The organism is Streptomyces sp. NPDC058619 (genome assembly GCF_042717785.1).
GTDB lineage: Bacteria > Actinomycetota > Actinomycetes > Streptomycetales > Streptomycetaceae > Streptomyces.
This window is the reverse complement of the sequence record NZ_JBHXQN010000062.1, coordinates 1-23,315: the sequence shown is the minus strand read 5'-3', so window position 1 is coordinate 23,315 and position 23,315 is coordinate 1. Positions and strand designations below refer to the sequence as shown.

General features: G+C 73.3%; 25 protein-coding genes and 2 pseudogenes. 14 read left to right on the top strand and 13 right to left on the bottom strand.

Annotated elements, in window-relative coordinates; genetic code table 11:
- Positions 1-7 precede the first annotated feature (7 nt).
- On the top strand, positions 8-1,393 hold the full coding sequence (locus tag ACFWTC_RS33410; protein ID WP_384029089.1) for an FAD-binding protein: 1,386 nt from the start codon (positions 8-10) through the stop codon (positions 1,391-1,393).
- Positions 1,394-1,448: 55 nt separating this feature from the next.
- On the opposite strand, the gene ACFWTC_RS33405 is transcribed toward ACFWTC_RS33410, so the two are convergent.
- From ACFWTC_RS33405 to ACFWTC_RS33395, 3 genes are all read right to left on the bottom strand, one after another.
- Positions 1,449-1,790: an FtsX-like permease family protein gene (locus tag ACFWTC_RS33405; protein WP_384029087.1), complete on the bottom strand. Its 342-nt coding sequence runs from the start codon at positions 1,788-1,790 to the stop codon at positions 1,449-1,451.
- Between the two features lie 331 nt (positions 1,791-2,121).
- Entirely contained in the window at positions 2,122-2,478 is a 357-nt protein-coding gene (locus ACFWTC_RS33400) for a PRC-barrel domain containing protein (RefSeq protein WP_384029085.1), read from the bottom strand.
- 28 nt (positions 2,479-2,506) lie between these two features.
- Positions 2,507-3,196, bottom strand: a complete 690-nt coding sequence (locus ACFWTC_RS33395) for a helix-turn-helix domain-containing protein (RefSeq protein ID WP_384029083.1) — start codon at positions 3,194-3,196, stop codon at positions 2,507-2,509.
- Between the two features lie 183 nt (positions 3,197-3,379).
- Between ACFWTC_RS33395 and ACFWTC_RS33390 the strand changes: the two genes are divergently transcribed.
- The gene (locus ACFWTC_RS33390; protein ID WP_383920010.1) at positions 3,380-4,837 is read left to right on the top strand and encodes an MFS transporter; all 1,458 of its coding nucleotides are present in this window, start codon (positions 3,380-3,382) and stop codon (positions 4,835-4,837) included.
- On the opposite strand, the gene ACFWTC_RS33385 is transcribed toward ACFWTC_RS33390, so the two are convergent.
- Both ACFWTC_RS33385 and ACFWTC_RS33380 read right to left on the bottom strand, forming a co-directional pair.
- The gene (locus tag ACFWTC_RS33385; RefSeq protein WP_384029081.1) at positions 4,801-5,286 is read right to left on the bottom strand and encodes a putative glycolipid-binding domain-containing protein; all 486 of its coding nucleotides are present in this window, start codon (positions 5,284-5,286) and stop codon (positions 4,801-4,803) included. The two genes, ACFWTC_RS33390 and ACFWTC_RS33385, sit on opposite strands and share 37 nt — an antisense overlap.
- A 465-nt stretch (positions 5,287-5,751) precedes the next feature.
- Entirely contained in the window at positions 5,752-5,970 is a 219-nt protein-coding gene (locus tag ACFWTC_RS33380) for a hypothetical protein (RefSeq protein ID WP_383919947.1), read from the bottom strand.
- A gap of 171 nt (positions 5,971-6,141) precedes the next feature.
- Between ACFWTC_RS33380 and ACFWTC_RS33375 the strand changes: the two genes are divergently transcribed.
- From ACFWTC_RS33375 to ACFWTC_RS33345, 7 genes and pseudogenes are all read left to right on the top strand, one after another.
- Positions 6,142-6,399: a WhiB family transcriptional regulator gene (locus ACFWTC_RS33375; protein ID WP_384029079.1), complete on the top strand. Its 258-nt coding sequence runs from the start codon at positions 6,142-6,144 to the stop codon at positions 6,397-6,399.
- Between the two features lie 64 nt (positions 6,400-6,463).
- A pseudogene (locus ACFWTC_RS33370) lies at positions 6,464-6,859 on the top strand (phage holin family protein); the annotation flags it as partial.
- Between the two features lie 4 nt (positions 6,860-6,863).
- Positions 6,864-7,346: a DUF3618 domain-containing protein gene (locus tag ACFWTC_RS33365; RefSeq protein WP_384029077.1), complete on the top strand. Its 483-nt coding sequence runs from the start codon at positions 6,864-6,866 to the stop codon at positions 7,344-7,346.
- Positions 7,343-7,609: a DUF4235 domain-containing protein gene (locus tag ACFWTC_RS33360; protein ID WP_383919963.1), complete on the top strand. Its 267-nt coding sequence runs from the start codon at positions 7,343-7,345 to the stop codon at positions 7,607-7,609. The genes ACFWTC_RS33365 and ACFWTC_RS33360 overlap by 4 nt, the downstream gene beginning before the upstream one ends.
- Before the next feature lie 767 nt (positions 7,610-8,376).
- Entirely contained in the window at positions 8,377-9,177 is an 801-nt protein-coding gene (locus ACFWTC_RS33355) for an MEDS domain-containing protein (RefSeq protein WP_383919967.1), read from the top strand.
- Positions 9,174-10,142 (top strand): anti-sigma factor RsbA family regulatory protein, encoded by a 969-nt coding sequence (locus ACFWTC_RS33350; RefSeq protein ID WP_383919970.1) that lies wholly within the window; start codon positions 9,174-9,176, stop codon positions 10,140-10,142. The genes ACFWTC_RS33355 and ACFWTC_RS33350 overlap by 4 nt, the downstream gene beginning before the upstream one ends.
- A 240-nt stretch (positions 10,143-10,382) precedes the next feature.
- On the top strand, positions 10,383-10,655 hold the full coding sequence (locus tag ACFWTC_RS33345) for a DUF3253 domain-containing protein (RefSeq protein WP_384029103.1): 273 nt from the start codon (positions 10,383-10,385) through the stop codon (positions 10,653-10,655).
- 135 nt (positions 10,656-10,790) lie between these two features.
- Here the strand turns inward: ACFWTC_RS33345 and ACFWTC_RS33340 are convergent, their stop codons facing one another.
- The gene (locus ACFWTC_RS33340) at positions 10,791-11,024 is read right to left on the bottom strand and encodes a DUF2945 domain-containing protein (protein ID WP_383919973.1); all 234 of its coding nucleotides are present in this window, start codon (positions 11,022-11,024) and stop codon (positions 10,791-10,793) included.
- A 195-nt stretch (positions 11,025-11,219) separates the two neighbouring features.
- Between ACFWTC_RS33340 and ACFWTC_RS33335 the strand changes: the two genes are divergently transcribed.
- On the top strand, positions 11,220-12,725 hold the full coding sequence (locus tag ACFWTC_RS33335; protein ID WP_383919976.1) for a cryptochrome/photolyase family protein: 1,506 nt from the start codon (positions 11,220-11,222) through the stop codon (positions 12,723-12,725).
- A 198-nt stretch (positions 12,726-12,923) separates the two neighbouring features.
- On the top strand, positions 12,924-14,117 hold the full coding sequence (locus ACFWTC_RS33330) for a spore photoproduct lyase family protein (protein ID WP_383919979.1): 1,194 nt from the start codon (positions 12,924-12,926) through the stop codon (positions 14,115-14,117).
- Between the two features lie 47 nt (positions 14,118-14,164).
- Here the strand turns inward: ACFWTC_RS33330 and ACFWTC_RS33325 are convergent, their stop codons facing one another.
- The 6 genes from ACFWTC_RS33325 to ACFWTC_RS33300 all read right to left on the bottom strand — a co-directional run bounded on the left by ACFWTC_RS33325 (position 14,165) and on the right by ACFWTC_RS33300 (position 18,622).
- Entirely contained in the window at positions 14,165-14,809 is a 645-nt protein-coding gene (locus ACFWTC_RS33325) for an HdeD family acid-resistance protein (RefSeq protein ID WP_384029075.1), read from the bottom strand.
- 165 nt (positions 14,810-14,974) lie between these two features.
- Positions 14,975-15,370: a VOC family protein gene (locus ACFWTC_RS33320; protein WP_383919984.1), complete on the bottom strand. Its 396-nt coding sequence runs from the start codon at positions 15,368-15,370 to the stop codon at positions 14,975-14,977.
- Positions 15,367-15,669, bottom strand: a complete 303-nt coding sequence (locus ACFWTC_RS33315) for an ArsR/SmtB family transcription factor (RefSeq protein WP_383919987.1) — start codon at positions 15,667-15,669, stop codon at positions 15,367-15,369. The genes ACFWTC_RS33320 and ACFWTC_RS33315 overlap by 4 nt, the downstream gene beginning before the upstream one ends.
- 183 nt (positions 15,670-15,852) lie before the next feature.
- Positions 15,853-17,319, bottom strand: coding sequence for a PepSY-associated TM helix domain-containing protein (locus tag ACFWTC_RS33310; protein WP_384029073.1), 1,467 nt, complete (start codon positions 17,317-17,319; stop codon positions 15,853-15,855).
- 257 nt (positions 17,320-17,576) lie between these two features.
- Positions 17,577-17,780, bottom strand: coding sequence for a hypothetical protein (locus tag ACFWTC_RS33305; RefSeq protein WP_384029071.1), 204 nt, complete (start codon positions 17,778-17,780; stop codon positions 17,577-17,579).
- Between the two features lie 83 nt (positions 17,781-17,863).
- A complete protein-coding gene (locus ACFWTC_RS33300) occupies positions 17,864-18,622 on the bottom strand; it encodes a hypothetical protein (protein WP_384029069.1) in 759 nt (252 codons plus the stop codon).
- 372 nt (positions 18,623-18,994) lie between these two features.
- On the opposite strand from ACFWTC_RS33300, the gene ACFWTC_RS33295 reads away from it, so the two are divergent.
- Positions 18,995-19,522 carry an NUDIX hydrolase family protein gene (locus ACFWTC_RS33295; protein WP_383920016.1) on the top strand — a complete coding sequence of 176 codons (528 nt, stop codon included), beginning with the start codon at positions 18,995-18,997 and terminating at the stop codon, positions 19,520-19,522.
- Positions 19,523-19,634: 112 nt separating this feature from the next.
- Here ACFWTC_RS33295 and ACFWTC_RS33290 read toward each other — a convergent pair whose 3' ends face one another.
- Positions 19,635-21,146, bottom strand: coding sequence for a SpoIIE family protein phosphatase (locus ACFWTC_RS33290; RefSeq protein WP_383919998.1), 1,512 nt, complete (start codon positions 21,144-21,146; stop codon positions 19,635-19,637).
- A 292-nt stretch (positions 21,147-21,438) separates the two neighbouring features.
- Here ACFWTC_RS33290 and ACFWTC_RS33285 point away from each other — a divergent pair, with 292 nt between their 5' ends.
- Positions 21,439-22,845: an alpha/beta hydrolase family protein gene (locus ACFWTC_RS33285; RefSeq protein WP_384029067.1), complete on the top strand. Its 1,407-nt coding sequence runs from the start codon at positions 21,439-21,441 to the stop codon at positions 22,843-22,845.
- A gap of 215 nt (positions 22,846-23,060) precedes the next feature.
- Positions 23,061-23,315: pseudogene (locus ACFWTC_RS33280) on the top strand (glutamate dehydrogenase); the annotation flags it as partial.

Here is a 23,315-nt window from a genome sequence, read left to right as displayed (position 1 = left end):
AGCACGCGTGACCTCTTCCCACCTGCCCGCCCCGCACCCGGACCCGGCCGGCGGCCCCCGCACCGGCGGGGCCTTCGACGCCGTCCCCGCCCTCGACGGCGAACTGCGCTTCGACGAGGCCGCCCTCGACGCGGCGTCCACCGACTTCGGCGGCCTCGTCCGCCAGGCACCCGCCGCGGTCCTGCGGCCCGGCTCGGCGCAGGACGTCGCCGCGATGGTCCGCCACTGCCGCGAGCACGGACTGAAAGCGGCCGCCCGCGGCCAGGGACACTCCACCAACGGACAGGCCCAGGCGCCCTCCGGGCTCGTCATCGACCTCGGCACCCTGAATTCGGTGGAGATCCGCGACGACACCGCCGTGGTCCAGGGCGGAGCCCTGTGGAGCACCCTGGTCCGCACCGCGCTGACCGCGGACCTCACCCCGCCGGCCTTCACCGACTACCTCGAACTGTCCATCGGCGGCACGCTGTCCGCCGGCGGCCTCGGCGGGCAGATCGGCCGCTACGGCACCCAGGCCGACAACGTCCTCGAACTCCAGGTCGTCACCGGGGAGGGCGAACTGACGACGTGTTCGCCCACCGTGCGCCCCGACCTCTTCCGGGCCGCCCTCGGCGGCCTCGGCCAGTGCGCCCTCATCACCCGCGCGACCATCCCGCTGGTCCCCGCACCCCGTGCCGTACGCCTCTACACGCTGGCCTGCCCGAGCGTCGACGCACTCACCGCACAGCAGGCCGTGCTCCTCGACGACGGCCGCTTCGACTACCTCGTCGGCCAGGCCGTGCCCACCCCGGACGGCTGGACCTACATGATCGAGGCGGCCGCCTACGACGCGACGCCCGCCGACGACGCCCGGCTCACCGACGACCTGGCCCACACCGGTCTCCAGGTGCAGGACATGGACTACTTCGACTTCCTCAACCGGATCGCCCCCCTGGTGGAGATGCTGAAGTCCGTCGGCGAGTGGAAGCGCCCCCACCCCTGGTTCGACAGCCTGCTCCCGGCATCCGCAGTGAACGCCGTCGTCAAGGAGACGCTCGCGAGCCTGGGACCGGGCTCGCTCGGCGCGAGCGCGGTCGTCCTCCTGTACCCCGTCCCGACCGCCATGTGCCGGACCCCCCTCCCGGCCATGCCGGACGAAGAGCTCGCCTACCTCTTCTCCCTCCTCAAGACCGCCTCACCCGGGGCGGATTCCCCCGGCGAGATGGTCGCCGCGAACCGCAGGCAGTACGACACCACCGTGGACGCGGGCGGCCGCTGGTACCCGATCGGGTCGGCGCCGCTCACGACCGAGGACTGGATACGCCACTTCGGTCCCTTCTGGGACGAGTTCAAGACCGCCCGCCACCGCTACGACCCCGACGGCACCCTCACCCCGGGCCAGCGCATCTTCTGACCCCACGCGCCACGCCCGCACCCCACCCGGGGGTGCGGGCGCGGCGCAGCGCGCGTCAGGCGTCCGCCACGGCTTCCAAGGGGCTCAAGGCGGCCGCGCGGCGGGCCGGGAGGGCGGCCGCGGCCACGCCGATCACGAGCGACCCCAGGCACACCAGGAGCAGTGTCCCCCAGGGCAGCGCCAGCGTGTACTGCTCGATCGCGCCGTTGGCGAGCGCGCCGACCGCCCAGGCCGCGAACAGCCCGCCCGCCAGGCCGAGGAGCGTGCCGAAACCGGCGACGGTCAGCGACGCCAGCCGCACCATGCGCCGGATCCCGGCGCGGTCCATGCGGATGGCGCGCAGCATGCCGATCTCGCGGGTGCGCTCGGACACCGACACGGCCACGGACGAGGACACGGGCGGACGACTCCTGTGCGGAGGGAGGGGACTGGACGGACGCAACGATAGGCCAGACTCCGGGCGTGCCGACCACGGCGTACGGCGGCCGCGCGTCGCACCCCGGCGCGCCACCGTCCGCCGCTCGTGCCCAGGTCAGCTGGCCGACCGGCCCCGGGCAGCCGGACCGACGGGCCCCGGGCAGCCGCCGGGAGCGGGGGCGCTCCGGCTTCCCGCGACCCCCTCGGCCGTGGTGCGGCGCACGGCTTCGATGGACAACCACGCGCTTCCCGATACCCGACCGATACAAAACCGCCCCCGCGCGGTGCGGGGGCGGGTGGGCGGGTGGTGCTCAGACCGGGTAGCCGGGGCCGTAGTGGGTACTGAGGCCGTCGCGGTAGGCCGGGTCGCCGAGGTGCAGGTGCCGGTCGAACTCGGGCGCGTTCTCGATCTGCACCCGCGACAGGCCCACGTAGACCCGCTGCTCGTCCAGCTCGATCCGGGTGATGGTCCCGGCCGGGAGCAGGACCTCCTTGCCGAAGATCCAGACTCCCGTGTCGACCACCAGGTAGGAGGAGTCCAGTTCGGCCGAGTGCTTGTCGACCTTGCCCACGGTGCCGTCGGTCGCCTCCACCGGCCAGCCGGCCAGGTCCACGCCCTCGATGAACTCCGGGGCCTGTCGGTGATTCCAGATGTCGTGACTGGTCATGGATTCCGAGTGCCCCCGGCCCGCCGCCTCAACCCCGCGCCGCGGTGATCGCCCCGGCGGGGTCCGTTCGTACGACGGCCTGGTCGCCGCGCGGACCGAACAGGTGGAGGATCTCCACCGTGCGCCTGTCCGCCGGGCCGAACCAGTGGGGCTCGCCGGTGTCGAAGTCGGCCGCCTCGCCGGGGCGGAGGACGAACTCCCGCTCCCCCAGGACGAGGCGCAGCTCTCCGGCGAGGACGTAGAGCCACTCGTGGCCTTCGTGGGTCACCAACTTCGGCTCGCGGGGCGCCAGTACCTGCTTGAACACCTGCACCCGGCCCGGGTACCGGGTCAGGGGGACGAGGATGCTCCCGTGCCCCTTGCGTACGGGTTCGAGGTGCACCCGGGGGTCGCCGCTGGCCGGTGCGGCCACCAGCTGGTCGAGTGCGACGCGGTACAGGCGCGCGAGCGGGATGAGGAGGTCCAGCGTCGGGCGGCGCTTGCCCGATTCGAGGCGGGACAGCGTGCTCACCGACATACCGGTCACGGCCGCCAGCGCTTCCAGAGTGAGCCCGCGGTCGCGGCGCAGGCCCCGCAGCCGGGGTCCGATCCCGTCGATCACCCGTATTACTTCGGCGTCCGAGGCGTCCGAGGCGTCGGCGGCGTCGGCGGCGCGGGCGGTGCCCTTGGCGGCCGGTGGAACTGTGGGGCATGTCGTGTCCCCGGGGTGCTTCTGCATGGGCCCAGTTTGCAGTCTTCGCAACTTTCATGGTCAACGGCCCCAGTCCCGACCGAGCATGACCGGGCACCCGCACCCGCACGTGAGAGGCCGACCGTGACCGCGACGACCCACCCCGTCCCCCTCCCCACCGAACCGAGCGCGCGCAGACGCTGGACGGTGCTCGCCGTCTGCTGCCTCAGCATGTTCCTGGTGGGCCTGGACACCACCATCGTCAACGTGGGCCTGCCCGCGATCGGGCAGGGCCTCCGGATCGGAACCCACGGCCTCGAATGGACCGTTGACGCGTACACCCTGGTCCTGGCCAGTCTCCTGATCTCGTCCGGCGCGCTGGCGGACCGGTTCGGACGACGGCGGATCTTCCAGCTGGGACTGGCGGTGTTCGGCGCGGCGTCACTGCTCTGCGCGCTCGCCCCCTCGGCCGGCGCGCTCATCGCGGCCCGTGCGGTCCAAGGCGTCGGCGCCTCGATGCTCAGCCCGGTCGCGCTGGCGATCGTGGTGAACACGATGCCCGACCCGCGGGAGCGGGCGCAGGCGATCGGCATCTGGGCGTCGGTCTTCGGGCTCAGCATGGCCGCGGGCCCCGTCACGGGCGGCGCCCTCGTGGCGGAGTTCGGCTGGCGGTCCCTGTTCTGGATCAACGCACCCGTCATCGCCGCCGCCCTCGTGCTCACCGCCGTCTTCGTGCCGGAGTCCCGGGCGCAGCGCGCGCGGCGGCCCGACCTGCCGGGCCAGGCCCTGCTCACCGTGGCCATGGTGGCCGCGGTCGGCGTCCTGATCGAGGGGCCGCGCATCGGCTGGACCTCACCGGCGGCATGGGGTGCGTACGGGGTCGCCCTGCTGGCGGCGGCCGCATTCGTACGGGTCGAGTGCCGCAGGCCCGAACCTCTGATGGATCCGCGTCTCTTCCTGCGTCCGGCCTTCAGCAGCGCCGTAGTAGGGGCGGTGCTGGTCTTCGCGGCCCTGAACGTGACGCTGCTCCTCACCACCCTGTACCTACAGCACACCCGGGGGTGGACGCCCCTGGTCGCGGGGGCGGCGACCCTGCCCATGGCTGTCGGGGCGGCCGTCTGCGCACCCCTGTCCGGGCGGCTGGTCGGCCGTGTCGGAGCACGGGTGCCGCTCGTCCTGGCGGGCGGCTTCACCACCGCCGGCGGGCTCTGCCTGGTCGGGCTCGACGAGCGGACCGGCGTGCCGCTGCTCCTGCTGGCCTACGGGCTCATCGGCACCGGGTTCGGCTTCGCCAACGCGCCGATCACCAACACGGCGGTGAGCGCGCTGCCGCCCGACCGGGCCGGGGTGGCCGGGGCGATCACGTCCACCGCGCGCCAGTTCGGCGCCGCGGTCGGCATCGCCGCCGCGGGGGGCCTCGTCGCGGGAACCACCCCGGCCGCTCTGGCGCACGCGTCCCGTCCGGGCTGGATCCTGGTGGCCGTCTGCGGGGTGGCTCTGCTGGCCGTGGCCGGCGCGTCGCGACCGCGGAAGGACACCGCCGGAGGGGACGGCGCGGGTGACGGTGCGGGTCGTGCGGGTGACGGCGCGGGCGATCGCGCCGGTGGGCTCGCGGGGCATCGCGCCGGCCGGCTCGCCGGTGGACCGGCGCGTCAGGCGAGGAAGCGGCGGCGGGCCAGGTCCGGGTAGTCGACGACCAGGCCGTCCGCATCGAACTGGACGTCGGCGGCGAAGTCCCCGGAGGCGTAGCGGATGAGGGCGCCGCCCGAGCCGGTGCGGCCGAGGTGTGCGTACGTCTGCAGGGACGGCCGGACGGCCAGGTCGGGCACGGAAACCCAGGCCATCAGGAATCCGTGCTCGCCGGCGTTCCGGTGCAGGGCGTGCCGGAGCACGGGCATGGAGTTGGTGAGGGGGCACAGGCCGAGGTCGCAGTCGAGCGCTCCCTCCAGGTCCGGCCGCGGGTGCCCGTCGACGGTCCACCCGCCGGCTGCCGAGCGCCGCAGGTCCAGCTCCCGTACCCGCCCGGCGTCCTCCACGCGCACGCCCAGGCGCCGGGTGACGTAGCCCTCGGCGGTCTCCAGCTCGTACGAGAGCCAGTACGGCTCCGGCTCCGTGCCGACGGCCCGGCCCCGGGCCATGAGCCGTCCGGGGCTCGGGGGGCTCGGGGGGCCGGCGCTCGCGGGGCCGGGGCCGGCTGGGCCGTGCGGACCTGCGGGGTCTGGGTCGATCTGTACCCAGGCGGTCTCCAGCCCCCCGCTCGCCGTCACTTGCCAGGTCGGTACGCGGTGTTCCATCACCCGGCCAACCTACGGGCAGGGACACCTGCCGACCGCGCTCCACACCGCCTCCCGTGCTGCGCGGGGCACGGGAAGAGGCGGTGCGGGGGCGACCGAAACGCGCGAAGGACTACCAGACCACCGACGTCGCCTCATCAAGAAGCGGGTCCTCGACCAGACCGAACGCGACGGGATCCTCCTGTTCCACGAGCGGTACGCCGGCCACCGTCCCCGCGGCCGGACAGGCCATCGCCGAACTCCGCGCCCGGGGCCACACCTTCGTGACGGTGTCCCAGCTCCTGGCCCCGGCCGCCCCCCCGGCACGGTCTACCGCCCCTGATCCGCCTCCGTACGGCGGTGCCCCGACCGGCGGGTGTCGCGGAGCCGGCTCGCCTGCGTCCATTCGGCGAACCACCAGGCGCCGGTGACCACGGCCGCCCACAGCAGCCCACTGAGCACGGCCGCCGACCAGGACGCGTCCTCGCCCCAGCGCTCTACACCTGTCAACACCATCCAGCTGATCACGAGGACAACAGCAGTACGCACACGTCGATGCCTGAACATGCGTCCCGCCTACCCCACACGCCCGCACTAAACGAAGCCGTGCCCGGCCGATGGGGAAAGGAGAAGAAGACGCTGCCGCCGCTCTGCATAGAGCCGGCGATACCGGCCAGGCGAACAGAGAAGCAACCCGGCAACGCGAACGGAGACACGACGATGGACTGGCGTCACCAGGCCGCCTGCCGACAGGCAGACCCGGACCTGTTCTTCCCCATCGGCACCAGCGGCCCGGCCTTGCTCCAGATCGAGGAGGCGAAGGCAGTATGCCGACGCTGCCCGGTCCTGAGCGAGTGCCTGCGGTGGGCCCTCGAAGGGGGCCAGGACATGGGCGTGTGTGGCGGTCTGACCGAAGACGAGCGGCGCGCTCTCAAGCGCCGGACGGCCAGAGAGACCCGAGCCCGCCTCGAAGCCTGATCGCACCGGCGTTGCCTCGCGACGAGCGGCCGGTGTGGAAGCACCGGCGCACTATCGCGGGCGGTTGCCCGCGGGCCTCACCACCGACGACTCGGTGGGCGTCCTGGTCTCCCGCGCGTCGCAGCAGATCTCGGAGCTGATCCGCGACGAGATGCAACTGGCCCGGGCGGAGATGACCCAGAAGGGCAAGCGCTTCGGCAAGGGCGGTGGCATGTTCGGCGCCGCCGGGCCGACCACCCTCCTGGCGCTCCAAGCCCTGGTGGCGACCTGCACGGCCGCCCTCGCTCTGGTACCGCCGGTGTGGGCCGGAGGCCTCGTCGTCACCGCGGTCCTGGGCCTCGTCGCAGCTGTCACCGCGCTGGCCGGGAAGAAGCAGATCGCCAAGGCCGGCACCCCCGCCCCCGAGCAGACCATCGACAACGTCAAGGCCGACCTGGCCGAGATCAAGGAGAAGGCACACACCGATGAACGACGACGCCCGAGCCGACATAGGCATCCCCACCCCCGGCACCACCCACCCCGGCGAACTGCGCGAGCAGGTCGCACGCACCCGTGACGAGCTCGGGCAGACGGTCGGGGCCCTCGCCGCCAAAGCCGACATCAAGGCCCAGGCGAAGGAGAAGACGGCCGCGGTGAAGGGACAGGCTGCGGAAAAGGTGGCCCTGGTCACCGACCAGATCCGCGTGAAGGCCGGCCAGGCCGCACAGTTGGCCAAGGCCAAGACGCCCGACCCCGTCCTGGAGAAGACCGCGCAGGCAGCGGCCCAGGTACGCGAGACCGCGTCCAAGGCGGGCCAGTACGCGGTGGACAACACCCCCGACCCCCTCCTCGAGAAGGCCGGCCAAGCGGCCACGGCCGCGCGTGCCAACCGGACGCCGCTCCTCGCGGTCGGCGCCGCCGTGATCGTGTTCCTGCTGGTGCGCCGCAGCCGCGGACGCCGCCGGTGAAGGCCTCCAAGATCGCGTACAGGCCCGTCGGACTGGCCCTGGGCGCCCTCAGCGGAATGATCGCGGGCGCCGCGTTCAAACAGGCGTGGAAGATCATCGAAGGCGAGGGTGATGCGCCCGACGCCACCGACGAGGACCGCCCCTGGCGGCAGATCCTGCTCGCCGCCGCCATCCAGGGCGCCATCTTCGCCGTGGTCAAGGCCTCGGTCGACCGCTCGGGCGCCGTCGCCGTACGGCGCCTGACGGGCACCTGGCCGGGCTGACCCACCGCGGTGCCGGCCCCGTCCCGCACGGGCGGGTACCGCCCGCCGCCGCTGCCCCGATGACACCGAATCCCCTCGTGGAGGAAGCCATGGCCGTACCGCACGGCCTCCACGCTGGACCCTGACCGGATTCCTTTCCGTACCCGGTGTGCCGCCCGTGGGGCGATGACCAGGGTCACCATCCCGCCGGTCAGGACGGTTTCCCGTACGGTCCTGAGCCCGGCGAGGTCGCTGTCGGGGTCCGCGACGATGCCGATGACACGCCCGCGGAGCTGCGCTTAGCCCCCCAGCTGGGAGAGGGCAGGGCTCGAACCCGGTTCGGCGCGCGGCGTGGTGGCGGCCGGCGCGGAAGGTCCGCGAGGCTCCCGCGTCGTTCTCCGACCACGTCAGCCAGCCCCGCCTCTTTACGAGCAGGCCGTCGAGGAGCCCGCCCTGACCGTCATCGCCAACATCGACCCGCGGCTCTGCGAAGTGCTACCGCAGGGCCGTCGAACCCGCCTGCTCGGTCGGCGAACTGGCCCGGCGCCCGGCAGCGCGCTGCGAGGCCCGATGGAGGGGCGACAGTCGACCGTGGGCTGAACCCGATGCCCCTTCGCCCGCCCGGCAGCCGCGGGACGGTCCGGGCACGGTTGGCGCTCCGCGCTGCGGGCAGGGGCAGGTCAGGACCGGCTCGCGGGCGGGTCGGCAACGGTCGGTTCACGACTGTCCGCCCTGGACCAGTATGGTGCTGTGTTCGCAGGTCGGGTTGACGTCGGGGAGGCGGCGAGGTGAGAGCGGCGCGGGCTTTGGCGCGATTGGACGAGGTCGAGCTGGGTGACCACGTCTGCTGGCGCATGGATCCGGCAGCCACGTTCGCCGACGCGCGGGGTTACGTCGCCGACGGCGCCCTCTACGGGGACAAGGTGGTGGTCATCGGGTCCCTCGGCACCACCGCGATCCGGCGGGACGGCGGCCACCCGGCCTCCGTGGTCCTCAATCTGCCGCACCCGGCGGGCACGGACGGCATGCTGGCCGCGGTCCGGCGGGAAGCCCGTACCGCGGTGCGCGAGGGCTTCAGGTCTGTACGGGTCCTCGCCGAGCGGACCCCGGCGGCGGCGCCCGGCGGCGCCGAGGAACTGCTGGCGCGAGAGCTGAAGCTCGACGAGTTCGCCTCGGAGAGCGGTGCGATCGTGGTGTGCGCGTTCAGGCCCACCCAGTGGGAGGCCTCCGCGCTGGAACAGGCGGCGTGTGTGCATCCGCACGAGACGGGAACGCGCGCCGCGCGTCCTGCTTTCCGGATGTTCAGCACGGGTACCAACAGGTGGAGCGTGGACGGAGTGGTGGACTCGGAGTGCGCGGCGGCGTTCAACGCCGTGGTCCGCGCCGCGATGCGGTGCACGCCCACGGTGCGACTGAGGTTCGACGCCCTTGAGATCATCGATGCGGCCGGCATGCACGCCCTGGTCGACGCGGCCCGTCACCTGCCGGACCGCCGGATCGTCGTGGAAGGCGCCAACGAGACCGTGCGGCTGTGCTGGGAACTGGCGGGATACGCGGCCGCGGGCGTGCCGGTGGTGATCGCGGCATGACCACGACCGTGCCTTCGAAGCCGACCGGCCCGGACGAGGCCGTCTTCCGCCACGAGCTCTATCCGTACCGGGGGGAGGCCCAGTTCCTGTCCGGGACACTGGACTTCATCCACGAGGCACTGGAAGCCGACGAGGCAGTGGTCGTGGCCGTCCCCTCGGACAAGACCTCGCTCCTGCGCGGCGAACTCGCCGACGAGCCGGCGGTCACCTTCGTCGACACCACGACGGCCGGCGCCAACCCCGGTCGGCACATCGCCGCCTGGTCGGCCTGGATGAACGAGCGCGGCGAAGAGGGCAGGACCGTGCGGGGCATCGGCGAAACCGCCTGGCGCCAGGCGCGCGACACGGCGCACCTCTCGGAACTGCGCTATCACGAATGGCTGTTGAACCGGGCCTTCGCGCGCAGCTCCACGCGGTCGATGCTGTGCCCGTACGACGCCGCCGACGAGGACGAGGACGCCCTGCGGGCGCTCTCCCGCTGTCACCCGCAGATCCGCCGCGACGGGCAGTACGCGCCCAACGAGGAGTACCTCACCGGCGAGGAGTACGCCTTCGACGCGCTGACCGCCCCCTGCGATCCGTTCCAGGAGCTGAGTTACGCACACGGCGACCTGGCCGCGATCCGCTCCAAGGTGTCCCAGTGCGCGTCCGACGCGGGTGTCCCCCCGGACCGACTGCCGAAGCTCGCCGTCGCCGTCACCGAGATCGCCACGAACAGCATCCGCCACGGCGGGGGCGGCGGGACCCTGCGCACCTGGGCCCAGGACGAGACGTTCCTCTGCGAGTTCCGGGACTCCGGCTACATCACCGACGTGCTGGCCGGCCGCAGCCGCCCCGAGCCGGGCCAGATCGGCGGCCGCGGCCTGTGGCTCGCCCACCAGCTCTGCGACCTCGTCGAGATCCGCTCCACCCGCGCGCTGGGAACCACGATCCGCCTGCACATGGACGCCCTGCGGCACCGGTAGGGACCAGCCGGGGCCCTCTTGTGGGCACGGGTGCCGCCGGAGGTCCGGCGCGTGGCGATCAGGAGTGGCACGGTGATCAGGTGTCCGCGTAGTGGGCGGTGGATCGCCGGCAGCGAGGACGCCCGGGCCGCGGAGCGGGTGCCGCTCGACCGGCTCCTGGCCGGGCTGCGCGCCCGGGCGGCCTCACCGCGCCTCTCGGCCCGCGCGCCCGCCCCGCCCCGCCCGCGCGACACTGGGGGAGTGACGGACAGTGGACGGCAGACGGAACGCCGCTTGGAGCGGGCCATCCTGGAGCTGCTGGAGCGCCGCGGCCCGACCGCGTCGATCTGCCCCTCCGACGCCGCGCGGGCCGTGTACGCCGGGGACGGCGACGGCTGGCGCGCGCTCATGGAACCGGCTCGCCGGGCGGCCCGGCGGCTGGTCGCGGCCGGCGAGGTGGAGATCACCCAGGCGGGCCGCCCCGTCGAGCCGGCGCGGGCCCGCGGTCCGATCCGCATCCGCCGCGCCCGCTGAACAGGCCCGGTACGAGATCACCCGGCGGGCATCACGTCCCGGCGGCGGGGTCGCCGTCCGGTCGGCGCGCGCCGTGACGGCCGACGGAGCCGACCACCTCGCGCACAGGTCCACGAGGGCGCTCGGCCCCGGCCGTCAGGAGGAGCGGCCCTTCTTGCGCAGGGCGCCCGGCTTGTGGACGGCGTTGCGTCCGGTCGCCCCGCTCTCCACCTCGTACTGCGGCTGCTCCTCCGAGGCGTCGACGGTCCGGCCCGCGACCCGCGTACGCTTCGTGACCTTCTTCTTCACCCGGCCCGTCACCTCCTGGCCGTGGCTCTTCCACGTGACCTCGTCACCCCGGCCGAGATCGTCCTTGCCGGCCCTCGCCATGACCGTCTCCCTTCTGTCGGGGCCGGCCGCCCCTCTCCGGCGGTACGGCCGTGCCTGGTTCGGCATCCGTGTCCCAGCTTCGGGCCCGCGGCCCGCACGCGCATCTTCCGGCCGGGCCGTGACACAGGCGTTCGAGCCGTACGGAACGGCCGCGTCAGCCCTCGCGGGCCCGGACCGGGTTGCTTGGATGGGGGCATGAGTCCAGTGCACTGGTTGTTCGGCGACCAGCTCGGCCCGCACTTCACCGCCACCGCCGCGGGCGGGACGCCGCGGAACACGCAATGGCTGCTCATCGAGTCGCGGGCCGTCTTCCGCCGCAGGCGGTTCCACCGGGCCAAGGCCCATCTGGTCCTCAGCGCCATGCGCCACCGGGCCGCCGACCTCGGCCGGAGCGCCCGGTACGTCGAGGCGGATACGTACCGGGAGGGCCTGGCGCGCGCCGTGGGCGACGCACCCGTCTCCGTGCACCACCCCACTTCCCGCGCGGCCCTCGCCCTGGTCACCTCGCTGCCGCAGGTCACGGTCCACCCGGCCCGCGGGTTCCTCGTCGGACACCGGGAATTCGCCGACTGGGCCGCCCGGCAGAAGGGCCGGCGGCTGCTCCAGGAGAACCTGTACGAGCACACCCGGCGCACCCACGACATCCTGATGGAGGGGGACCGGCCGGCGGGCGGCCGCTGGAACCTGGACCACGACAACCGTGAGCCCCCGCCCCGCGGCCGGGTCACGCTGGGTGCCCCGGCGCCGTTCCGGCCCCGGGAGGACGAGATCGACGAGGGCGTCCGGCGGGACCTGGACCGGTGGGAACGCGAGGAGGGCATCACGTTCGTGGGCCGTGACGGCCCGCGCCTGTTCCCCGCGAGCCGCCGCGAGGCACTGGCCGCGCTCGACCACTTCGTCACGCACCGCCTCGCCGGCTTCGGCGCGCACGAGGACGCCATGCTGGCCGGCGACCCCGTGATGAGCCACAGCCTGCTGTCCTCCTCCCTCAACCTCGGCCTCCTCGACCCGTGGGAGTGCGTGAGCCGGGCCGAGGGGGCCTGGCGGGCCGGGCTCGTGCCGCTCAACAGCGCCGAGGGGTTCGTCCGGCAGGTCTGCGGCTGGCGCGAGTACGTGTGGAACCTGTACTGGCACCTCGGCGAGGAGTACCGGCACCGGAACGACCTGCACCACACGGCGCCGCTGCCCGCGTGGTTCGCGGAGCTGGACGCGGACGCCCCCGGGGCCCGCTGCCTGTCCACCGTGCTGGCGCAGGTCCGGGACACGGGGTGGACGCACCACATCCCCCGGCTGATGGTCCTCGGCAGCCGTGCGTTGCAGCAGGGCTGGGACCCGGCGGAGGTGACGGACTGGTTCCACCGGTGCTTCGTCGACGGCTACGACTGGGTGATGCTGCCGAACGTGGTGGGCATGTCGCAGTACGCGGACGGCGGGCTGATGACCACCAAGCCCTACACCTCCGGCGGCGCCTACATCCACCGGATGAGCGACCTGTGCGGGGGCTGCCGCTACCGGCCCGGCGACCGTACGGGCGAGCGGGCCTGCCCGTACACCGTCGGCTACTGGTCCTTCCTGGAGCGGCACCGTGCCCGGCTGGAGGGCAACCCGCGCATGGCCCAGGCCGTACGGGGCCTGGACCGGCTGGGCGACCTGGCGCAGGTCGTCCGGGCCCACCGCGACGCGGGCGACACCCCGCCCTGAGGCACCGCCGGGGCGCGCCCCGGCGGCACCCCGGGCCGCCTACAGTGGAAGGTCACGCGGGGTGGCCCGTACCGGGCTCTTCCTGGCCCCCGGCCCCCAGACCCGACCCGGACCTCCAGCCCCCCGACCCCCGGCCCCCGGCCCGGCCCGCGCGAAGCCCTCGCGGGGCCGACCGCGAAAGATCCGCAGGAGACGCACATGGGCGCCGCCCAGCCGCACGCACCGGGCCCGGACGAACCCGCGGACGCCCTGTTCGGCCTGGAGGACCTCGACACCGGGCAGGAGCGCCCCACCCCGGGGGACGGCCGTCCGCTGTTCCGCGACACCCCGGCCGCGCGCCGGCTGCTGTCGGTGCGGCGGATCCACGCCGAGCCCGGTGCCGCCGCCTCCCCGCGCGGGCGGCAGATCCTCGCCCGCTTCCCCGGGGCCGAGGTCGTGCCGGTGGACTCGCACTGGGGGATCCCGGACCTCCACGGCAACGAGGGGAACGTCGACCGCTGGGTCCGCATCAAGAGCGAGGTCCTGGTCCTGGGGGAGCGGAAGACGCTCACCACCCGCCCCAACGGCCGCTCCGCGGACTGGATCGCCCCCGGGCACGCCAACGGCTGCGCCATGGCCTGCGCCTACTGCTACGTCCCGCGCCGCAAGGGCTTCGCCAACCCGATCACCGTGTTCACCAACATCGAGCGCATCACCGCCCACCTCTCCCGTCACGTCGCGCGCCTGGGCCCCAAGCCGGAGGCGAACCAGTGCGACCCGACCGCATGGGTCTACGACATCGGGGAGAACAGCGACTGCTCGGTGGACGCCCTGATCAGCGAGAACGTGGGCGACCTGATCCGCGCCTTCGCCCGCTGGCCGACCGCCAAGGCCTCCTTCGCCACCAAGTTCGTCAACCCGGACCTGCTGCTGTGCGATCCGCGCGGCCGCACCCGCGTACGGTTCTCCGTCATGCCGCAGGAGGACTCCAAACTGCTGGACATCCGCACGAGTCCGGTGGAGAGCCGGATCGCCGCCGCCGGGGACTTCCTGGAAGCGGGGTACGAGGTCCACTTCAACCTCTCGCCCGTGGTCATCCGGCCGGGCTGGGAGCGGGACTGGGCCGTCCTGCTGACCCGGATGGACGACGTCTTGCCACACGGGGTGAAGGAGCAGGCGGCAGCGGAGGTGATCATGCTGACGCACAACCAGGACCTCCACGAACTCAACCTCGGCTGGCACCCGCGCGCCGAGGACGCCCTGTGGCAGCCGGGTCTCCAGCAGCCCAAACGCTCCGAGAACGGCAGTACGAACGTCCGCTACCGCGACGGTGTGAAGGCCGGGGCGGTCGAGACGATGCGCACGCTCGTCGCCACCCACGCGCCGTGGCTGCGCATCCGGTACGCCTTCTGAGGGCATGTCCCGTACGGTCCCGTACGGTCGCCGCGTACCGCCGTCCGTCACCGCCCGGGGTCCGCCCCGGCGGTATCGACGATGCTGCGGGTGGCGGAGCGCAGCGCGAAGGCCATCACCACTTCGAACACCCCCAGCAGGACGAGCCAGAGTCCCAGCAGGCGGGTCAGGGCGACCGCGGAGTCCACCGGGAAGCAGAGCACCACGATCCCGGCGACGGTGCCGAGGGCGCCCAGGGCGAAGAGGAGGCCACGGTGCAGGAGCGCCCGGTCGGCGATCGCCACGTACGCCGTGAGCACTCCGGTCAACAGCCAGAACACGCCGACGATCAGGGACAGGGCGCCGATCGTCTGCATCGGGTGCCGCAGCACCAGGACGCCCGCCAGGAACGCCAGCACGGCGATGAGGACGCCCGCCAGCCTGCTGCCGCCCCCGTCGCTGCTGTGCGAGAAGGCCGTGACGAAGCGGAAGCCGCCGGCCACCAGCAGCTGCAGCCCGATGATGACGGCAAGGACGTGCAGCGTCTCATCGGGCCAGACGAGTACGAGGATGCCCGGGATCAGGGTTGCCAGGGCGAAGCCGAGCGCCCAGTGCCACGATCCTCCGAGCCGCTTGAGGACGTCCTCGGGATCGCTCTGCGGATCCCGCGAACCCTGTGGACCCTGCGGTACCGCATCGGGGCTGACGGTCATCACGCCTCCCGGGCCGGCCGGACGGCCCCCCTGCCTGACGGACCCATTTTAGGCCGCAGGGGTGCGGCTCGCCGCTCCGGCCGGGTGTGCGGCCACCCGCGGCGCGGAACCCGCGGTGGGCGGGGCGGGGCGGGGCGGGGGGCGGGGCTGGGGCCGGCCTCCCGGTCACTGCTGTGGCTGGGTGGCGATCTGGATCAGATTGCCGCAGGTGTCGTCGAAGACGGCCGTGGTGACGACGCCCATGTCCAGGGGCTCCTGGGTGAAGCGGACGCCGAGGGCGCGCAGGCGCTCGTACTCCGCGTGCACGTCGTCGACGGCGAACTGGGCGAGCGGGATGCCGTCCTTGACGAGCGTGTCGCGGTACGGCCCGACGGCCGGGTGGCCGGAGGGCTCCAGGAGGAGCTGGGTGCCGCCGGGGTCGTCCGGCGAGACGACCGTCAGCCAGCGGGCCGTCTCGCCCACCGGAACGTCGTACTTCTTCACGAATCCGAGGATCTCGGTGTAGAAGCGCAGGGCCTCGGCCTGGTCGTCGACGAAGACGCTGGTCAGATGGATCTTCACGGGATGCTCTCCTCCGGGTCGGGCGGGACGGGCACGGGCCACCGCTCGGCGATCTGCCGCAACGGGGCCGTGTTCAGGTCGTGGAACTTGTAACGGCCCTCCCGCCTGGTCTCGACGAGCCCGGCGGCCTCCAGCACGGCGAGGTGCTGGGAGACCGCCTGGCGCGAGATGCCGAGCTGGTGCTTCATGCTCAGGCGCGCGCAGATCTCGAACAGCGTCTGTCCGGACCTTTCCGTGAGCTCGTCGAGGATGGTGCGGCGGGTCGGGTCGGCCAAGGCTTTGAAGAGGTCGTCGGCCACGCCCGCAGGATAGGCAACCACAGACTTGCCTATCAAGTCGAGGCGACGCGTTCGGGGTGCCCACGCCCGGTATCCGCCTTCGTCCCGGGGCCGCGTACGCCCCACGCCCCGGGTCCGCCTGCGCCCACGCCCCGTGTCCGGTCGCCGTGGCGGGAGCCGACGCGGCCCCGCCACGGCCGGAGGTCACCGCGACGACGGCTCCGGGGCCCCCGCCCGGCGCCTGCGCACGAGGCCGACGGCCCCGTCGAGCACGAGGAAGGCGAGCAGCGTGATCCCCAGGACCGGCAGTGCCCAGCCCAGCGCCACCACGGCCGGTAGCCCGACCACGAGAGCCGGCAGGGGCAGAGCGCGCCAGGCGCCGCGGGCCGGGGCCTTGCCCAGGGCGGCCTTGCAGTCCCCACGGGTGGGACGGCGCTGCCACCACATCCGGTAGCCCCACAGGGTCACCAGGACCAGGCCGAGTGCGACGACGGCCAGCGCGATCTGGTTGGCCACCCCGAAGAGCACGCCCATGTGGCCCTGGACGCCGAGTTTGCTGAGCTTGGCCGCCAGCGGGTAGTCCGCCCACCGGGCGTGCGAGACGACCCCGCTCGTGCCGGTGTCCACGGCGACCCGGTCGTAGTGGACCGGCCAGACGTTGTCGGTCTGCGCCACGGCCCAGGCGCTGGAGGCGTCGGCAGGGGGCGTCACCTCGACGGTGCCCCCCAGCCCCGCCCCGCGGGCAGCGGCCAGCGCCGCGTCGAAGGCGGCCGGATCGGCGTCGGCGCTCTTCCCGCTGCCGCCGTGGCCCGCGTGCTCCCCGCCCTCCTCGCCGGCCGGCGGCGGCTGCGCGCCGGGCAGCAGCGTGTCGAGCTCCGGCGCGCGGCCCTGGATCGCGTCCAGCAGCTGCCCGAAGCGCTCGCCGGCGTAGTGCGACCAGGTCAGGCCGGTGGCGCTGAGGAAGAACAGGCCGAGCGCGAGCCACACGCCCGTCGCCGCGTGGAGGCTGCGGGTCCGCCGCACGCCCTTCGCGGCCCGGTCGGGCAGCAGGACTCCGCGGGCCGACCGGGCGCGCTGCCCGCGGCTGCGGCCGATCCACAGCACCAGACCGCCCGCGACGACCACCCAGAGCCAGCTCGCGGCGACCTCGGAGTAGAGACGCCCGGTCTCGCCCAGGTGGAGGTTCCGGTGCAGGTCGTCCAGCCAGGTGGTCAGCGGAGTCGATCCGTACCAGGTGGTGAGCTCGCCCCGCACCTGCGCGGTGTACGGGTCGACGAACACGGTGCGCTGCCTCTCGCCCAACTCGGGTACGGACAGCACCACCCGGGTGGTGTCCTGCGGCTGCGCAGGTGTGGTGACCGAGGCGAGGGAGCCCTCCGGGTGCGCGGACCGTGCAGCGGCTATCTGCTCCGCCAGCGGACGCGCGCGGTCGCCGACCCGCTCCACGCGCAGCTGGTCGCCGTACACGAGCTGGTCGAGCTGAGGCGTGAAGGTGTAGATCAGCCCGGTGAGGGCCGCGACGAGGAGGAACGGGGCGACGAACACCCCGGCGTAGAAGTGCATCCGCAGCAGCAGGGTGCGCGCACCCCGCCACGAGCGTCCGGAGGGTTCCTCCGGTGCCGCGCTGCTGCCGGCCGACCCCTGCGTGTCGTGACCGATGGCTGAAGACATGCGTGTTCCCCAATCGGTACGCGCGTTCTGCCCGTGCGCGTACGGCGAAGCCGATAGGTGGTGTGCGCCGGAGGCGGGCGCCGTAACCGGGTGCCGCGCCCGGTACATCGGCTGTCGAACATGCAGGTCACCTGCCCCTTCAGCTCCAACACGGCCCCTCCTCCTGGTGCGTGCGCCCGAGGGACCGCCTGTCGGCTCCTGATCACCTCTCCCATGTAGTCGGACGGGAACCCCATCTGGTTTCCGCCAGTTCTCGATCACGGAGCGGGACCGGCCCCGTACGGTCGGTGGCCGGGGCTGGGCGTCCGAAATCGCGGCGTCCTCGTCCGCGCGAAAGCGGAGCGGGGGCGGTACGGCCCCCACTCCTCGCGCATGACGGCGACCGCGGCGAAGGTGTGGTCGTCGTCGAGCAGCCGCAGCGCCGCCGCGTTCCAGGGGCGGCGACGGCTGTGGAACTCCATTAGCAGACTGCCGACTCACGCCGGAAGGGGCATCCGGCCGATCCAGTGCGCCCGTTCGGAGCGGCCCGCCCGTGCCGGTGCGGCTACTTCGCGCAGGTGAAGGTCACCTGCGCGCTCCGCGCGGTCATCTTCTGGTCCGGCAGGTGCAGGGTGACGAAGGTGCTCACCGTAGAGGCGTTCGCCTGGCCCGACACCTGCACCACGTGCAGCAGCGCTCGCGTACTCGTTCCCTTGCCGAAGTCCGCGGTGCCCGGGGAGACCGGGTCGGAACTGGAGGCGAACGTCCAGTAGTACCGGACCTTGCCCGGCCCGGTGGCCGTGATCTTGCCGTCGAACTCCGCCGTGGTCCCCTTGGTGCAGTCGATGACCGACCCGGGCGGCGTCAGGACGACCACCTCGACCTTCCCGACCTTCACGGTCTGCTTGCCGTCGGACGGCTTCGGCGGGGGAGGCTTCGCGCAGGTGACGCGCTTGCCCTGCTGGCCCCCACCCGCCTTGTGGCCGACGACGCTGTACGCGCCGTGCGGCAGGCCCGGCCGGTCCAGTTCGCCCTTGCCGTTCACCCTGGCGCGGAAGGAGGTCTTCGGCCCGTCGACCCGCACCGACTGGTTCGCGGAGAACCCGCCGAGGTGCAGTGCGTAACGCACGTCCGCGCCCGGCTTGCCGCCGGCGCCCGGCACCAGCTCGCAGGAGGGCGCCGAGGGCGCGGCTCCCGGCGCCGCCGTGCGGCCCTGGGCCGCGAAGGCGGGGGTGAGGGCGACCGAGGAAGCGAGGAGCGGGGCCGCGAGGAGCAGGAGGCAACGACGCCGGTTCGTCTGCCGGATCATGGTGCTGCCCTTCATGAGGGAGAGTCCCCGAGGCAGGACCCCAGGATATCGGGGGATGCGGCCACCGGGCAGCCCGAGCCCCGCAGCCCCGCCGCTCCGGCCGTCCAGCGTCGGGCACGGTGCGCCGTTGCGCCGCCCGGAGGCGCTGGGGCGGAAGGGAGCCGCGGCCCGCGGCCGCTCCCTGCCGCCCCCGGTCCGCACGGTCGTGACCAACGTCCCGATCCGCTCGTTCAAGATTGCCCCGGGGCCGACGGCCGGCCCTGCCCCGACCAGCCCTTGACCGAAGCGGTGAAGGCCGGGGTCTGCGCCCCCACTTCGGCGGACGTGAACTCTTCCCGGGATCCTGCGCCCGCTGCACCCGGAAAGTATGATCAAGCAATGTCTGACATGACCGAAACCACGCCCGGTTGGCTGACCAGCGACGAGCTGGAACTGGCCAGGGCCCGGATGCCGATCCTTTACGTGGAGGCCGTGCCCGTACGCGTGGACACCAGCGGCGAAGTCACCAGCATCGGGCTGCTGTTGCGCATCGGCCCGGACGGGACGGTCAGCCGGACGCTGGTCTCCGGCCGCGTCCTGCACCACGAGCGGGTCCGGGACGCGCTGCTGCGCCACCTCGAGAAGGACCTCGGTCCGATGGCCCTGCCCCGGGTCCCCGCCTCCCTCCAGCCCTTCACGGTCGCCGAGTACTTTCCCACGGCGGGCGTCACCTCCTACCACGATCCGCGCCAGCACGCGGTGTCCCTCGCCTACATCGTCCCGGTGACCGGCGACTGCCGGCCCCGGCAGGACGCGCTGGACCTGGTCTGGCTCAGCCCGCAGGAGGCCGCCTCCCCGTCCGTGCAGAGCGAGATGCCGGGCGGACACGGGGTCCTGCTCAAGCAGGCCCTCGCGTACGCGGGGCACACCTACTGAGCCCGTCCGCTCACCGGTACGGGCGGGTGGACACCACCCGCCCGTACCGCTGCCGCAGTTCCCGGGGCACTGGGGTCGGAGCGGAACGCCACGTCTTCGGACGGGCGGGCGCTCACCCCGGGCCGGTCTTCCCGGCCGTCCGTGTGACGCGGGCGATGAGCAGGGCCACGTCGTCGTGGTCTCCCGGGTGGCGCAGGGTGTGCAGGAGCTGGTCGCAGGTCTCGTCCAGCGAGCGCTCCGGGTCGTTCAGGACGTCGAGCAGCACGTCGAGGCGGGCGTCGAGCGGCGCATCGCGGGTCTCGACCAGGCCGTCGGTGTAGAGGACGAGCTGGTCGCCCGCCCCCATGGTGAGGCTGGTGGCGTGGAAGGCGACGCCGCAGCCGCCCAGCGGCGCGCCGGTGGGCAGGTCGAGGAGCTCGCGGGTGCCGTCCGAGCGGAGGAGTACCGGCGGCAGGTGCCCGGCGAGGGCCAGGCGACACTGTGCCGTGCTCGGGTCGTAGACGGCGTAGACGCAGGTCGCGATGGTGTCGAGGCTCTCGGTGACATGGTCGAGGTGGTACAGGACCTGCGCGGGATCGAGGTCGAGGTCGGCCAGCGTCCGGGTGGCGGTGCGCAGCTGGCCCATGCTGGCCGCGGCGGCGACTCCGCTGCCCATGACGTCGCCGACGACGAGGGCCGTCTTGTCGCCGCTGAGGGGGATCACGTCGAACCAGTCGCCGCCGATCTCCATGGTGGCCTGGGCGGGCCGGTAGCGGGTGGCGACTTCCAGGCCGGGCCGCCGCGGGGGTGTGCGGGGCAGCAGGCTGTGCTGGAGGGTGAGGGCGGTGTGGCGTTGTTCCTCCACGGCGCGGTGCCGCTCGGTGACGTCCACGCTGGAGGTGGCCACGCCGAGCACGTTTCCGTTGGGGGCCTCGAGCCGGTAGAACGAGATGGACCAGGCGTGGTCGTGATCCGGATCGGCCGGGGTACGGCCGACGGTGTACTGGTCCACGATGGGGACGCCGGTCGCCAGGACCTCCCGCATCGCCGCCGCGAAGGACGCGTCCACCGCCGGCAGCACCTCGTGGACGTGCCGGCCGATGTGCTCGGCGGCCGGCACCCCGTTGAGACGCTCCTCCGCGGGATTGACCGACACGTAGCGCAGGTCGGTGTCCAGTACGCCCAGGCCGATCGGAGACTGGGCCACCAGCCGGGCGGCCAGCGCCAGGTCCCGCTCGACCTGCCGCACCGTCGCCTGGTCCGCGGCCAGGCCCAGGGCGTAGTACTCCTCCTGGGAGTCCAGCAGCCGCATGTTGCGGAACTCGACCATGCGCGTGCTGCCGTCCTTGTGGCGGACGGGAAAGGTGCCGGCCCAGTTGCCCCTTCCCTCCATGACCTGGGCGAACATGTCCAGTACGACCGCCAGGTGCTCCTCGTGGAGGAGCAGGCGGCCCGCGAACTCGCCGAGCGCCTCCTCGGCGGTGTACCCGAACAGGTCCTCGGCCTGCGGGCTCCACAGGTCGATCCGGCCTTCGGCGTCGAGGAGGATGGCCGCGACGCCCAGCACGTCGAGCAGGCCGCCCTGCCCGGACGTGGCGTCCCACATCCCGTCGGCTTCGCCCCGCGAAGGCTCGATCGCACCCATGCTCCGGACTCCTTCCGGCCGCGCCGGGCCGTGGCCTCCTGCCGGCCGAGGCCGTGTACCGGCGTCTGCACTCACGGCCATCCCATCGTCCCCCCTCCACCGGACGTACGTGCGCGCCACGCTGTCGCGGGACTGCCCTCCCTCCACGGCCGTGGAGGGAGGGGGCCCGCCGCCACCGACGCCGCGCGAGCAGGAGCGGAGCGCCCAGGCCGGCGCCGGCCGGGGCGCGGGCGTGACCCGTTCGGAGCACACGAGAGGCCGCCGCACCGGGTCGGGACTACGTTCGGTGGGTATGGCACGCGTACGCAATGACCGTGAGTCCGGCCTCACCCGCCGCGCCCTGCTCGTCGCCGGCGCGGGGTCGGCGGCACTCGCCGCAGGCTGCGCCCCCGGGGGCACCTCCGGAGCGGCGGCGCCCACACCCAGCGGCTCCACCCCGACCGGCGAGGCCGCGGACAACCCCACCCCGGGCGCGATGACGCTCTTCGAGGACCCCGCCTACAACTTCAACGGCCTCCTCGCCCTCGGCGCCGCCGGCGCGGGCGCGAGCGAGGTCGGCGAGGTCCTCACCGCCGTGAACACGATCAACCAGGCGGGCCTCTCCGCGCAGACGTACGTCACCACGTTCCGCGCCCTCGGTGACCGGCTGCTCAAGGCGCCGCCGGGCGCACCGGCCGACGACCAGACCAAGCGGTTCCGGGCGCTGCGGGCCGCCCAGTACTACGGCCAGGCCCTCTTCTTCGTCCTCGGTTCCGACGACCCGGGCAGCGAGGAGCAGCTGTACAAGGCCGGCCGGGGCGCCTGGGACACGTTCTGCGACCTGTGCGAACCGGCAGCCGTGAAGGCGACCGTCCCGTACGGCACGACCCCCCTGCCGGTGTGGTTCTTCCGCCCCGACGAGTCGAACACCCCCCGGCCCACCGTGATCCTGACCAACGGCAGCGACGGCCAGAACGTCGACATGTGGACCTACGGCGTCCCCGCCGCCCTCACGCGCGGCTGGAACGCGCTCGTCTACGACGGCCCGGGCCAGGGGCAGCTGCTCTTCGTCGACCGGGTGGTGTTCACCCCCACCTGGGAGAAGGTCGTCAGCCCGCTCGTCGACTGGCTGTCCGCCCGCCCGGACGTGGATCCGAACCGGATCGCCCTGACCGGCCTGAGCATGGCCGGCGACCTCGCCCCCCGGGCCGCGGCCTTCGACGACCGGATCGCCGCACTGGTCGCCATGCCCGGCTGCGTCGAGCCGTGGCTCGGCTTCCCGCCCGAGATCCGGAAGATCCTCACACGCGGCAAGGCGGAGACGAACGACATCTGGAACAAGGAGGTCGTTCCCGAAATCCCGCCGGACGCCGCCGCCGTCATGAAGAAGCGCTTCGAGCCCTTCTCGGCTCAGGCGATGCTGGAAGCCCGCCAGGGCAAGCTGTTCACCGATTTCTACACGCCGGCCACCCGGATCCAGGCGCTCTCGATCAGCTCCGTGGTGGGCCGCATCAAGGCGCCCACCCTGGTGCTGGACTACGACGACGAGCAGTTCTACCCGGGCCAGCCGCGCCAGATGTACGACAAGCTCACCTCGCCCAAGGACTACCTCAAGCTCACCGCGGCGCAGGGAGCCCAGCTCCACTGCTCCCCGATGGCACCCCAGCTGCACTGCGAGGTCGTCTTCGACTGGCTCCGGCAAACCCTGCCGGGGAGCTGACCCCGTCGGCGCCCGTGGTCGTAGCGCGGGCGCCGCACGAGGTGCGCGGGCAGCCCGCGCCGCCGGCGTCGGCATCGTCCCTCCGGGTGCAACTGGGTACGTTCGCCTGGTCCTTGTCGGAAGATCACAAAGTCCGACGGGGGCCGGTCGGCCTCGGGGTACGCTCCCCGATCCGGGCCCCCAGGGCCGCCGGCGACCCCCGATAGGACTGCACAGTGAAGGATCCGAAGGACAGGCTGGACGACCTGCGGGTCGACGTCGAGCGTCGCAACCCCGCCCAGCCCGAGTTCCACCAGGCGGTGCGCGAGGTCCTGGACACGCTGGCACCGGTGTTCGCGGCACGCCCCGAGTACGCCGACCCCGCCGTGGCCCTGGTCGAGCGGCTCCTGGAGCCGGAGCGTCAGATCGTCTTCCGGGTTCCGTGGACGGACGACCGGGGTCGGGTGCATGTCAACCGTGGTTACCGGGTG